Origin of the sequence: Microcoleus sp. T3_A4 (assembly GCF_036700465.1) — a bacterium.
In the GTDB taxonomy this organism is placed as follows: Bacteria; Cyanobacteriota; Cyanobacteriia; order Cyanobacteriales; family Microcoleaceae; genus Microcoleus.
In genome coordinates, this window is the sequence record NZ_JAUBOY010000018.1 from 45,720 (window position 1) to 59,353 (window position 13,634).

Below are 13,634 nucleotides of genomic sequence, written 5' to 3' on the forward strand. Positions count from 1 at the left end.
CACCGACAATAATTGCCTAAAACCCACAATCTCGTAAACCCGCCCCTACAGGAAGCAAATTGCAATCTACTTCTTTCAAGATACAAGGTGCGGGTTTACGATTATCAAATAAATCCGGCATTCTTAGTCCGCTAGCAGTGGACTTCGTTTGTTTAGTAGCGATTTCAATCGCCCAATTATCTAATCTGACAACTGTCAACTGTCAACTGTCAACTGACAACTGACAACTGAACTAACTACGGAAATTCGCCACCGACTTTTGCAATTGGCCCAGAGAACCTGACAACTCGTCCAAAGATGCTTTGACATCCGCACCTTTTTGTGCAGTCGTATTAGCAATCTCGTTGACTTGCTGCATACTGTTAGCAATTCCCTCAGCCGAAACAGTTTGCTTGGCAGATGCGATAGTAATATTCTGCACCAAAGCATTCATTTCTCGACTAACTTCGATGATGGCATTGAGGTGAGTTTTAGCTTCGCTTGCCAGCTTAGTGCCTTCCACTACCTCCAGCGTCCCGGATTCCATTGCCTTCATCACGCGACTGATTTCTTCTTGAATTGTACCGACAATTTCGGAGATTTCCTCCGTAGCGCCGGCGGATCTTTCTGCTAATTTCCGCACTTCTTCGGCAACAACTGCAAAGCCTAAACCTTGTTCGCCGGCTCGCGCCGCCTCAATAGTAGCATTCAGAGCTAATAAATTAGTTTGCGAAGCAAGTTGAGAAATCGAAGTCACAATTTTGCCAATTTGCTGCGAAGATTCGCCCAAACGCTTCATCATTTTCGAGGTAGAGGCGATCGTCAACCGGAGCCCGTTAATGCCTTCGACAGCGCGATCGACCGCCATACCGCCGACTTCAGCCGTTTGAGAAGACTGCTGAGCCACTGTTTCCGCCCGCACCGAAACATCTCGCACGTCGCGGATCGAATTCACAATCCGCTCGATTTCGCGCATGATAGCAGATATTTTTGCTGCTTGAATTTCCGCCTGTTGGGTGAGTTGACTGGTATTGTTAATTGACTCGTCGGTGGCAGATGTTACCTGTTCGGCTAAAGTTTGAATTCCCGTTACCACTTTCCGCAGAGAACCGATTAAGAAGTTGAAAGAGTCGGCGACAGCACCTAAAACGTCGTTAGTCACTTCCGCCCTGACTGTCAAGTCGCCTTGAGCCGCGCCTTTAATTTCTCCCAACAATTTAAGGACTTGCTGAGTCAGAGAATCAGCTTCTGCTTTACGTTCTGCTGCCAATTTTCCTAGTCGTTCTTCTGCTTCTTTGCGCTCGGTGATGTCAAAGCGAATGGCGATATATTTGACTATTTTGCCACTGGTATCAAAAATGGGGGAGATCGTCGAATCTACCCAGTAAAACGAGCCATCTTTGCGTCGGTTTTTGATTTCCCCTTTCCACACCAAACCACGAGAAAGTGTCACCCACATTTCTTCAAAAAATGATTGGGGATGGTAGCCGGAATTGACGAGGCGGTGGTTGCGGTGCAGGAGTTCTCCCATGCTGTAACCGGAGATTTCAATGAATCTGTCGTTGACGTAGGTAATCATGCCTTGGAGATCGGTTTCGCTGACGATCGCCGATTCGTCTAGGGCATTTTGCCGCGTTTTGAGTTCTTGCAGCAAGCGTTCCTGTGTCTCGGCCAACTGCTGCATTTGCTGCTGGGATGCTCTTTGTTCGGTGACGTTGCGACAAACGACTACGCCGCCTTTAAGCGCCCCCGTTTCGTCTTTGAGTGGGCGGCCGTTAACTTTCACCCACACACCCTCTGGCTTGCCTGCGTGGCGGGTGAAAAGGTCTACGTCGTCAACTACTTCTCCTCGAACCGTGCGCGCTAAAGGTATGTCGGCTGGGGGATAGGGAGTTACGGTATCGGGCAAGAATAAACCGTATCTTGCTGACCATTCATTGAGAAGAGCATCTGTCGCACCCATGCCAAAGATATCTTCGGCGGCGGGGTTGAACAAAATAAAATTGCCTGTTTCGTCGGCAGCAATTATGCCGTCGCCAATGCTGTTTATTAGCAGTTGCAAGAGATTGCTTTGCTGCCGAAATTGGTCTTCGGAACGGGCTAATTGGGCTGTTGTTTCTTGTAATTGATTAAGGGCCTGTTTGTTTTCGGTAACGTCGCGAGCGACTGCATACATGAGCTTTTGTTCGGTTTCCGGTCGCACTTTCCACGACAGCCACTTGTAGGAACCGTCTTTGCAACGGTAGCGATTTTCATAAGACTTTAATTCGGAGCCACTGGCTACTTTTTCCGCTTGTTCTAGGGTAGATTCGCGATCGTCTGGATGGACTAAATCGATATAATAGTTGTCTTGGAGTTCAAGCGCCGCGTAGCCGAGAGTTTTTTCCCAAGAGGGATTGACGCGCTTGAATTTGCCTTCAAAATCTATAATACAAATCAAGTCTAGGGAAAGGGTAAAAAATCGATCGCGCTCTTCTTCTGCTTTTTTGCGATCGGTAATTTCGAATACCACACCTCCGACACCGATGGGTTTGCCGTCAGATCCGGGCAAAGGAAAGTATGAGGCTAGCCAATCTCGGATAACGCCCGGTTGGTTGAGAGTTGTACCCGAAACCTCAATGTTTAAAAACGGTTGGTTGGTGACAAGAACTTGCTGCAACATCGGCTCTAGGGTTTCGAGCATTTCGGGTACCACTTCCCTCACCGTCTTGCCGAGGTGTTCGGCAATTGAGGGGCCGGTGGTTTCCGCTAATTTCTCGTTAACTTGCACGAAGCGCAACTGCTCATCAAAAATAAACATTGAGGCCGGGGCTGCTTTGAAAAAGGCGTCAAAGCGGGTTTGACGCAAAACTAATTCTCGTTCTAGGGCTTTGCGATCGCTGATGTCGCGGCCTTCTGGAATTAGCATCAAGACTTTACCACTGTCGTCTGTGATGGGTTTGATCGAGAAGTCAACGGTCGCCACTGCACCGTTGGCAACTAGCACATCCACTTCGTAACGGACTACCTCGCCGGCTGCGGCTGCGGCGATCGCTTCTCGTATCTGTTGCTTGGTTTCTGGGGAAATCTGCCACCACAGGGTCTCGGAAAACGGAGTACCTATTATTTCTTCGCTCCGCAGGCCTGCGGCGGCGAGTGCTGTTTGGTTAGCCTCCAAAACGGTGCCGTCCGGTTTGAGCAGACCTATGAATTGGAACGATTGGTCGAAAATGGCTCGGAACAGTCTTTCGCGATCGCGCAGCATCTCTTCTGCACGTTTGCGATCGCTGATGTCGCGAGTAACTGTTGCCAACCCGATAGGCTCGCCGGTTTCTGGGTTTTTGACGGTAAATATGGTGAAGTCAACCGGAATGTTTTCGCCGGTTTGAAAGTTCCTCAAGCGGAATTCACCCTGCCAAAAACCGTCTCGCACAGTAGGCGGCAGGATTTCTTCTTGGAAAAACTTAACATCTTCTGCACAGAAGAACTCATAAACACTTTTATTTTTGACTTCTTCAATATTTGGCAATCCTACTAATTTCATTCCAGCGGGGTTCAGGTATGTTGCCTCTCCCTCCAGGGTTGCCGTGCCGATAAAATCTGAGCTGCTTTCTACGATCGCAATCAATCTTTGTTTTTCGATTTCGGCTTGCTTGCGCTCCGTGATATCGTTGTTAGTTTCTAAAATAGCTTTGGGTTTTCCATGTTCGTCTCGCTGCAAATTCCAGCGACTAAACACGGTGATATTGGTATCATAATTGGTGGTGTGAATTACTTCTCCTTCCCAATAATTTTGCTCTTCTAACTGTGCCGAGATAGCTGCTAAAGGCTGAGGGGAAATGCTGTGCAATAGACTATGGGTGAGTTTCCCCAAGGCTTCTTTTTTTGTCCAGCCGTACATCCGTTCGGCTCCCTGGTTCCAATAATTAATCGTGCCGTCCATATCCCGAACGATCAAGGCGTCGCTTGCCAGATCCAGCATTTGCAAGTTCTGCTGCAAGGCTTGTTCTACGCGCTTGCGTTCTGTAATGTTGCGGGCGATTGTTGAGATAAATTCAATTTCTCCCTTCTCGGATTTGTGAGCAATAATTACTTGAGAAACAGGTATTTCTTTGCCGTCTAAAGTTTGCCAAATGGTCTCACCGCTCCACGCCCCCTCCCGGCAAGCTGCGGGGATGCCGACGTTGATAATAGTGTCGATACTTTTGGGGGATGTCAGGTCGGAAATGCTGACTCCGGCTAAATCTGAGTCCTCGCCAACTTTCAACATTTCTCTGGCTGCGCGGTTGATATAAATGGTGCGCTGTTGGGTGTCTGCCATGCCTACCCAGTCTGTTGTGGTTTCTAAAATTGCTTTGAACCGCAATAGTTCTTGTTCAGATTTGCGGCGCTGTGTGATGTCGCGCGCGAAGCCGAGCATTCCTAAAATGTTGCCTTCTGCATCTTTGAGGGGCAATTTCTGGGTGTCGAAGGTGTGTACTTTGCCGTCGGCTAAGGTGCCTAAGTCGTTGGAACCGGGCGCGAGGTGCTTGTCTGCCCGGAAGTTTTGGATTTGGTTTTGGGAATCGGTTTCGGCGTGGAAGTTGGGGAAGATTTGATCGACCGATATGCCTATTTCTGCGTCGTCTTTGCCGAGAATTTCTGCTTGAGTTTTGCCGAAGGCGGTGGCGAAACCTGCATTGACTAGGGTATAGCGCGAGTTTCGATCTTTGACAAAGATGCAGTCTGGCGTAGCGTCAATGACTGTCCGCAGCAAGCTTTGGGAGCTTTGTACTTCTGCGAGTGTGTGCCGCAGTTGTTCTTCCATTTGCACGCGCTTGGTGATATCTCTCATCGCGGAAACGAGAAATTTCCTGCCGTCGGTATCTACAAAAATAGATTTTTTGGCGGAGAGAAAGCGGGTGTTTCCTGCTGGATCTTGGATGGTTTTTTGGACTTCGCTGCTGGTATTTGTCAAGAAAACTAATTCGTCTTTTTCTCGATATTTCTCTGCTTCCTCTTTGGGCAAAAACTGGTCGTAGCATTTGCCAATTAGTTCTTCTCTGCTGTGACCTATGTATTGACAAAAGGCATCATTTAATGTTATCCAGCGGTGCTGTTGGTCTTTGACGTAAAGCGGGTCGGGGATGCTGTTGAGGATGTTGTTTAAGAATTGTTCTGAGGCTTTTAATTGCTCTTGGGCTGCGGTGCGATCGAGAATTTCCTGTTCCAATTGTGCGTTAGTTTGCAGTATCTGCTCGGTTCTTTCATTCACTCGCTGCTCTAGTTCTGCGCTTAGCTGCTGCAAGGCGGCTTCGGCCTGTTTGCGCTTGGTAATCTCCCGGCCTTCTGCGAGTATTTGAAATACTTCTCCTGTTGCATTTAACAGCGGCTTAAACGACAAGTCAATTACTGTTACCTGGTTGTTAGCTCCGGTGATTTCGTATTCTTCCCGGACAAAATTCCCGACCGAAACTTGTTGAATGTTCGTTTTTAGGCGCTGCTGGTTTGTTGGGGATGATGCCCAGCCTGGTGTCAGCCAAAATTTCATTCCCAGCACTTCTGATGCTGGGAAATCGCCCAATTTTAGCGCTGTCTGATTGGCTTCGATCAGAGTACCGTCTGCATCCAATAATGCGATCGCTTGAAAAGCTTGGTCGAAGATTGCGTGAAATCGCTGGGTAGTTTCGCTCAGCGCTTGTTCTGTTTCTTTTTTAGCGTTAAGGATACGGGTGGAACCTACTAAGAAGCCGTAGCGGTTGGACAAACTCAAAAAAGCGATCGCCGCAATGACAGTGATCCAATCGAACACAGTTTGCACCACCGGAGAGTGCGGCAGTCCTAGGTATTCGGCGGCGTGGCCGCTGTGGCCGAAAGCGCAAGTCCAAAATATGCCTGCTGTGACTGTGGCGAAGATGTCGAACCCGAATTGACGGTTTCGCCACAAACCTAAGCTGATTAGCCAAGCGATGGCAAAGTAACATCCAGAAATGATGACATTAGCCGCCCCAGCTACCAGCGATGGGGACAAGTCAGGCAATGTCAGGGTGAAAGTTGTTGCGAGCCAAGTATAGAGAAGTTTGATCATAAGATTAAGGATTGGCAAATCGGATGCGGGCGATCGTTAGTTAATATTATTGATGCACAGCCGTTGCAGACTTATCTGTATTGTTGATTTTTACCAGCGTTCGGAATGGGCGATCGCTTCTACATCGACAATCATTAGCAAGCGTCCTTCGGAATTGTACAAACCTTTTAAGAATGGAGCTAGGTCGGGACTGACATCTAGTGCTGAGACAATGCGATCGGGATTGAGAGGTAAAACTCCTTCGACGCGGGAGACGGCTAATCCCAGGCGCATTTTCGACAACAATCTCACGTCTCGTGGATCAGGCGCTTCTACCACTAAGATGCGGCTGTTTGGGTGGTAGGTGTCAACAGACTCAATACCGACAAACAGTCCAAAGTCTGCTGCTGCTAAGATTTCGCCCCGCAAGTTGGTTAATCCCAGCAAAAATGGCTGGGTATTGGGAACCAGGGAAATGGGTTGTTCCTTGAGTGAAAGGACTTCCCGCACTGCATCTAATTCTATGCCGAACAGACTGCCTCCTTGACCGAACAAGAGAAATTGCTTTGTTGCACTTGTCTGATTCCCCCCAGCGGGGGGAGCCGTTATTTTCATGGCTTATTTTTAGTTTATAGTGTAGCTTACCAATTAGAGTTTTGCGACCCTAAAGCCGATCGCCGATCGAGTTTTGCAGCATCTCTTTGGGTGCCTCAAATGTTTCCGTTAAATAAATCGCGGCTGGGCAAATAAGCAGGTTTCTATCATTAAACATAAACTTTTATGGAATTCAAAAACCCAGTTAATTTTTAAAAAACGGGGTTTGTCGGTATAATATTTTTTGGGAAGCGGCCGATCATTTTATATTCGGCTTACGCGGAAAGCAAGCGCTGCACTATGTGGACGAGTTGCTGAGGTTCAAAGGGTTTGCTGACGTAAGCGTCGGCCCCTAAATCAGTTCCCCAAGCTTTATCGATCTCGGTGTTTTTATGAGTACAAAATACTACGGGCAATTTGGCAGTTGTGCGATCGCCCCGCAATTCTCTGATCACTTCAAACCCGTTCATTCGTGGCATCACTACATCTAAAACGACCAAAGCCGGAGGAGTTTTGCGGATCATGGCGATCGCTTCTTCGCCGTCGCCTGCCCGGATCACATCCAGTCCGGCATCTTGAAGAATGCGGCAGATGATTTCTAGTTCGCTCTTTACGTCGTCCACTACTAAAATTTTTGACATAATTCCACACTTCCTTGCTGTTACTGACAGCGGACTACGTTTATTCAGAAGCTGGCGCGACCGGCGGCGATGGGACTATACCGCTTTGCGGACAAATTAATGTACTTCTAAATACAATATAGCCGATCGTATGGCTGAAGGTTAGCTGTAAGCGATAAAAAGCGATAAAAATTTACTTTGCTAACGGAATCGCTCTGAATAAATTAATCGGCAATTAGTAATTGATTTTTGGTGATTCGCTGTGTTGAAACCAACAGCTCTTAGTAGAAGGAGCGCTTGGGGTACTAAAGCGATATTTTCTACGTATATTTTTGAAATTTGTTCCCAACTATCTAGTTAATTTCATTGCCTAAATAATGCTAGTTAATGGATTTAATTGGCGTCAATAACAGTCACTTAAAAGTAGCTATGGCGGGGTAAATTATGGTATTGAGAAAAACTTTGTTCACTTAATATACAGCGCTATATTTCTGAGCTAGCGCTATTTTGTAATTAATAATACAAGCTTAATTTTAGGAGGGTAACAATGACATTTAAAGAATTTTATTGTCTGTAATTTATAATTCGGGGGCAAAATAAATTGACCGCGCGATAGTCCCATTTTACCCAGTAGAGGAGTGTTGAGTTCACCAAAACTACTGCCAGCAGGCGATACCAATCCTTGAGCTTGATTGTGAACCCCGCCGAAAAGACTGCTGGAAGATGCGGTCAATCGATTTTAGATTTTAGATTTTAGATTTTAGAATTGAAGAAAGTGCTCGCACTGATAAATCCGGGGGCGGGTGATGAGCAGTCGGAGCTTTTTCCTCGCTTCACGGATGAATCCGGAGGCCCCAGACGACATTGCTTGATTGTCAAATTAGTCGGCGAGGGAGAGACGGCGATCGGCTATAATAAAGGGCTAGAGGAAAAGAACACCGAAAACCCGAAAATATGGTTGCCATCCAAAGAAATCTCAACATTGCCGCCCTAGAAGCAGAATACAGTCAAAAAACACCGCGAGACATTCTCAAATTTGCCCTTGAAAATTTTGACAATATCTCTATTTCTTTCAGCGGGGCTGAAGATGTAGTTCTGATCGATATTGCCTCAAAAATTACCAAGAATTTCCGCGTTTTCACCCTAGACACCGGACGATTGCACTCGGAAACTTATCAGTTTTTGGATCAAGTCAGAAAACATTACGGCATTAAATTAGAAGTAATGTTTCCCGATGCAGCCGAAGTACAAGCCCTAGTAGAAGAAAAGGGATTGTTTAGTTTTTATCAAGACGGTCACAAAGAATGCTGTGGCGTGCGGAAAGTCAAGCCGCTGCGCCGCAAATTGAATACTCTTGATGCTTGGATTACCGGTCAGCGGAAAGACCAAAGTCCCAGTACCCGCAACGGTATTCCGGTTATTGAAGTTGACACTGCATTCTCAACTCCTGACCATGAATTAATTAAATTCAACCCCTTAGCAAACTGGTCTTCGGCAGAGGTTTGGGAATACATTCGCGCTTTGGATGTGCCTTACAACAAGTTGCACGAACGCGGTTTTGTAAGTATTGGTTGCGAACCTTGTACAAAGCCGGTATTGCCGAACCAACACGAACGCGAAGGTCGCTGGTGGTGGGAAGAAGCGACCGTAAAAGAGTGCGGTTTGCACGCTGGTAACGCCCAAAAATAGTAAATCACTTAGTAGGGTGCACCTAGCGCACCCTACTATTTGTTTGGTGCGCCTAGCGCACCCTACCCAAGAATAAATGCACTTCACAACATAAATAGTAGCGGAAGAATTCGCAATTAAAATAAACAGAAATTACGCTGAGCTTGCCCTTGAACTTTAATAAAATGATCGACAGTCAGAATAAATAGTAGCGGAAGAATTCGCAATTAAAATAAACAGAAATTACGCTGAGCTTGCCCTTGAACTTTGATAGAATGATCAACATTCAGAAAAGTTTTTAAAGCAGGTACTATTATGCTTGTCTCAACTCGCGAATTGCTGAACACGGCCCGGAGAAAGGCTTATGCGATCGGCGCTTTTAACGTCTACAACCTCGAAGGAGTAAAAGCCGTCATCAATGCCGCCGAAGCGCTGGACAGTCCAGCGATACTGCAAATTCACCCCAGCGCCCTCCTATACGGAAAGTCGCCTTTAGTCGCGCTGTGCATCAAAGCTGCCCGCACATCTTTAGTACCGATCGCAGTACACTTAGATCACGGCACCTCAGAAAAAGACATTCACATCGGTCTAGCCGCCGGCATTAAATCAATTATGGCAGACGGTTCTCCTTTGCCCTACGAACAAAACTTAATATTTACCCGGGAAATGGCTAAATTATCCCACGCTAACGGTGCGGCAGTTGAAGCAGAAATCGGCAGAATTAGTGGCAGGGAAGAAGGTTTGACAATCGATGAGAAAGCCGCAAGGATGACCGATCCAGTAGCAGCAGTAGAGTTTATCAAAGAAACTAAGGTGGATTTTTTAGCCGTAACAATTGGTAACGTTCACGGCAAATATTTAAGCCAACCCAAACTCGATTTTTCGCGTCTGGCAAAAATCCGGGCTGCTGTTTCAGTGCCGTTAGTGATGCACGGGGCGAGCGGTTTGCCGAACTCAATGATTCATCAATGTATTAAATTCGGAGTATCTAAATTTAATGTGAATACGGAAGTTCGCGAAGCTTATATGGACGTGTTAAAAAGTAACATTTCTGAGCCACATCCGGATTTGTTGGAAATAATGGAAAAAGCTATCGATGCCATGCAATCGGTCATTTCTGACAAACTGCAACTTTTCGGTTCTGTCGGTAAAGCTTATTTGCATCAATCTCCCTACGCGGATGACTTGACTGCCAAGAGTACCAGCAACAAACAAATAAGCCGCAACCAATCAAGTTTTGATCAAATGTTAAAGCCTGCGTATAGTGAGGCCTTCAGTCTTATGTTGAAGTAAAAAAAAACTAACGTCCTGACGGCGAACCAGTTTTTAGTCAGGACTTTAGTCCTCTTTAACCGTTTAAAAATTTATCAGGATCGATGCCAGATTCCCGCAGCCGCCGAATTAAAGACTGCAATTGAGCTTCCGCTGACTCAGCCCGCTGCCGTTGCTGTTCCGCTTCAGTGAGAATCCAATTACCATCAACATCATACCAGCGCAACCACAGTCGATCGATTCCCTGAAACTCCCCTTGCCACAAACCCAAGCCCAAACTTAGGTCAGCAATCCACAACCGCGAGTCAGGCAATTCTAATTCTTGATAGTGTCCGCCCTTCAATTCAAACACTCGCAATTTGTTAGTATAGCGACTGAAAACGGCATAAATAGGAACCCGCAAAATCTGCTCGTAAACCTCCCATTTTCTAGGCGGTTCCTCCTTCGTCTCCGCCTCCAAAAGTTGCCCGTTACCCGCACTGTTTCCCGACTGAGGTGGCAACTTTTCCTCATCGGTATTGTCGCCTAAATCTTCTTTTTCCGTTCCCGGCGAAAGCAGTTCTACAATTACAAAAGGATTCACGCCTTCCTGCCAAGTAACGTAACTCATCCGCAGTTCGGATCGATCGTAAAGTCGGGGAACTCCCACAACTCCAAACCAATCCGGCCGCTTGTGCCACAGAGTGTGATGCACGTCATAATAAAGGTTCATGTCGGTGCCGCTAAATATCTCAGAAGCTGCATAATTCCGAGGCCGAAACGTCAGGCTCAACAACTGCGGCTGCAAATGGTGAAATTCGTCAGGCAAACCAGGTTTCTCCGGGTCTTCGCTGGGTAAATCGTACATCGTCGGCAGCGTTTCTCTGGGCGATCGCGGCGGATCGGTTTGCGGCACAGGATATTTAAAAGGAAACATATAATATTGAGAAATGACTGCATTTATGCTAACATCATTTTAATACTTGCAGGACGAGCGCCAACACCCTGTAAAACGTTTATTTCACACTTTTTTTCCTCTCTTCCGTGAAGTCAATCTCACCTCTTAAATCTCAAGCGACCGATCCGAAATTCTGCACTATGATCGACATTCCTCAACTGATTGCTCAAGAACTTTCCATTAATCTGTCTCAAGTCAATAATGCTCTGGAACTTTTCGCAGAGGGAGCAACAATTCCGTTTATTGCCCGCTACCGCAAAGAACGCACGGATTTGCTGAATGAAATTCAGTTGCGGGATATCTCCGATCGCTTCACCTATCTGACGGAAATTGAAGAGCGCAAAAAGTCGATTCTAGATACGATTAGCTCTCAGGGAAAACTCACTGAAGAACTGCAAGCAAAAATCGAATCGTGTTTGCAAAAAAACGAACTAGAAGACCTTTATCTGCCTTACAAACCAAAGCGGCGGACGCGAGCAACAATTGCTAGGGAAAAAGGTTTGGAACCGCTGGCGAATTTTATCAAATCTCTGAACTTGCCAACGGCTAAACCAGCCGATTTTGAGGCGGAAGCAGCTAAATACATTTCGGAAGAAAAGGGAGTAAAAACAGCAGAAGAAGCTCTCAAAGGTGCTGCGGATATTTTGGCGGAAGCGGTTTCGGAAAAAGCAGAATTGCGGGCTTATTTGCGAGAGTTTTTGATGAAAACAGGAGTTTTTGTCTCGAAAATTAAAGATGATTTCCCGGAAGGAAGCACTAAATTTGAAATGTACCGCAATTACCAAGTTGCAGCCAGAAGCGTTCAATCGCACAATATGTTAGCGCTGTTTCGGGGGGAAACGGAAGGGGTTTTAGATTTGGAACTGGCTTTTGATGAATCCGCAGTGATGGCTTATTTGGAAGCTCAGGAAATTAGAACTAGGATACCGGAAGTTAAAGAGTTTTATCGATCGACTTTGAAGGATGCCTTCAACCGACTGATGAAGACTTCGTTAATTACAGAAGTACGATCGCACAACAAAGCCGTCGCTGATATCGAGTCCATCGCCACTTTTGAAACCAACCTGCGCGAGTTGCTGCTGTCGGCGCCGGCGGGAATGAAACCCACCTTGGCGATCGATCCGGGATTTCGCACGGGCTGCAAAGTTTCCGCCCTCGATGAAACCGGGCAATTTTTAGAATATCAAGCCATTTTCCCCCACCAAGCGGCCGCTCAGAGACAGCAAGCTGGTAAAATTGTCAAGCATTTAATTGAAAAATATAAAATTGAATTAATCGCGATCGGCAACGGTACAGCTTCCCGCGAAACAGACGAATTTGTTTCGGAAGTTTTGGCAGAAATGGACAGGAAACCGATTAAAGTCATGGTGAATGAATCCGGTGCATCGATTTATTCCGCAAGCGAAGTGGCGATCGCCGAATTTCCAGATCTCGACATCACCGTTCGTGGCGCAGTCAGCATCGGACGGCGCTTGCAAGACCCCCTCGCAGAACTCGTGAAAATCGACCCAAAATCAATAGGAGTCGGTCAATACCAGCACGATGTTGACCAAAAATTGCTCAAAAAGAAACTCGACGAAACAGTCGAAAGCTGCGTTAATTATGTCGGAGTTGACTTAAACACAGCCTCGAAAGAACTGCTGACATTTGTATCAGGAATGACGGCAACAGTTGCCAAAAATATCGTCAATTACCGCAACGAAAACGGCGCTTTTAAAAATCGCCGCCAACTGCTGAAAGTTCCCAAACTTGGCCCAAAAGCTTTTGAACAAGCAGCCGGATTTCTCCGCATTCGCGGCGGCGAAAACCCCCTGGACAATACCGCGGTTCATCCCGAAAGTTATCCTGTCGTGCAGGCGATCGCCAAGGATTTAGACTTGCCGCTGACAGGAATAACACAAATATCGGAAAAAATCAAGACTGTAAACATCAAGAAATATGTCACAGAAAAAGTCGGTGAACCGACACTCCGAGACATTATTTCCGAACTAGAAAAACCGGGAAGAGACCCGCGTGCCGAGTTTAAATATGCCACTTTCCAAGCAGGAATTAAAGAAATCTCCGACTTGCAAGTTGGGATGGAATTGGAAGGCATAATCACGAATGTAGCTAACTTTGGAGCCTTTGTTGATGTGGGAGTGCACCAAGATGGTTTGGTTCACGTTTCTCAATTAGCCGATCGCTTCGTAGATGATCCCAAACAGATTGTCAAAGTCGGACAAGTTGTGAAAGTGCGGGTTTTGGAGGTGAATGAGAAGTTAAAGCGGGTTAGTTTGACAATGAAGTTGCAAGAAAAACCGCAACCGCAAAATGGCAATAGCGCGAGGCTTCCGGCCCCGCGCCGACGTTGAAACTTTGGGGGAAAGCTGAAATACTCACCGCGCCTGAAGGCGCGGTGAGTATTTCAAAAGCCTGGAACTCTCATAAATGCGTGGAATGAAATTCGTCTGAAAGCGCTAACCCAAGCGTATTGCTCTATAGATGCTCTACAACAGAACAGTATCAAGAGCGTTCTCACCACCAGTGAGCGCAATGATTT

Annotated in this window: 7 protein-coding genes; 3 read left to right on the top strand and 4 right to left on the bottom strand. The window is 46.6% G+C overall.

Annotated elements, in window-relative coordinates:
- Window positions 1-232 precede the first annotated feature (232 nt).
- From QUA07_RS12100 to QUA07_RS12110, 3 genes are all read right to left on the bottom strand, one after another.
- Window positions 233-6,025, bottom strand: coding sequence for a PAS domain S-box protein (locus QUA07_RS12100; protein WP_333325326.1), 5,793 nt, complete (start codon window positions 6,023-6,025; stop codon window positions 233-235).
- Between the two features lie 90 nt (window positions 6,026-6,115).
- Entirely contained in the window at window positions 6,116-6,619 is a 504-nt protein-coding gene (locus QUA07_RS12105) for a chemotaxis protein CheW (RefSeq protein WP_333080154.1), read from the bottom strand.
- A 254-nt stretch (window positions 6,620-6,873) separates the two neighbouring features.
- On the bottom strand, window positions 6,874-7,239 hold the full coding sequence (locus QUA07_RS12110; protein ID WP_333080153.1) for a response regulator: 366 nt from the start codon (window positions 7,237-7,239) through the stop codon (window positions 6,874-6,876).
- A gap of 933 nt (window positions 7,240-8,172) precedes the next feature.
- Between QUA07_RS12110 and QUA07_RS12115 the strand changes: the two genes are divergently transcribed.
- Window positions 8,173-8,907 (top strand): phosphoadenylyl-sulfate reductase, encoded by a 735-nt coding sequence (locus QUA07_RS12115; RefSeq protein WP_333080152.1) that lies wholly within the window; start codon window positions 8,173-8,175, stop codon window positions 8,905-8,907.
- 294 nt (window positions 8,908-9,201) lie between these two features.
- On the top strand, window positions 9,202-10,179 hold the full coding sequence (locus QUA07_RS12120) for a class II fructose-bisphosphate aldolase (protein WP_333325330.1): 978 nt from the start codon (window positions 9,202-9,204) through the stop codon (window positions 10,177-10,179).
- Window positions 10,180-10,234: 55 nt separating this feature from the next.
- Here the strand turns inward: QUA07_RS12120 and QUA07_RS12125 are convergent, their stop codons facing one another.
- Window positions 10,235-11,074 carry a Uma2 family endonuclease gene (locus QUA07_RS12125; RefSeq protein WP_333325332.1) on the bottom strand — a complete coding sequence of 280 codons (840 nt, stop codon included), beginning with the start codon at window positions 11,072-11,074 and terminating at the stop codon, window positions 10,235-10,237.
- A gap of 161 nt (window positions 11,075-11,235) precedes the next feature.
- On the opposite strand from QUA07_RS12125, the gene QUA07_RS12130 reads away from it, so the two are divergent.
- Window positions 11,236-13,446 carry a Tex family protein gene (locus QUA07_RS12130; protein ID WP_333080147.1) on the top strand — a complete coding sequence of 737 codons (2,211 nt, stop codon included), beginning with the start codon at window positions 11,236-11,238 and terminating at the stop codon, window positions 13,444-13,446.
- Window positions 13,447-13,634 lie beyond the last annotated feature (188 nt).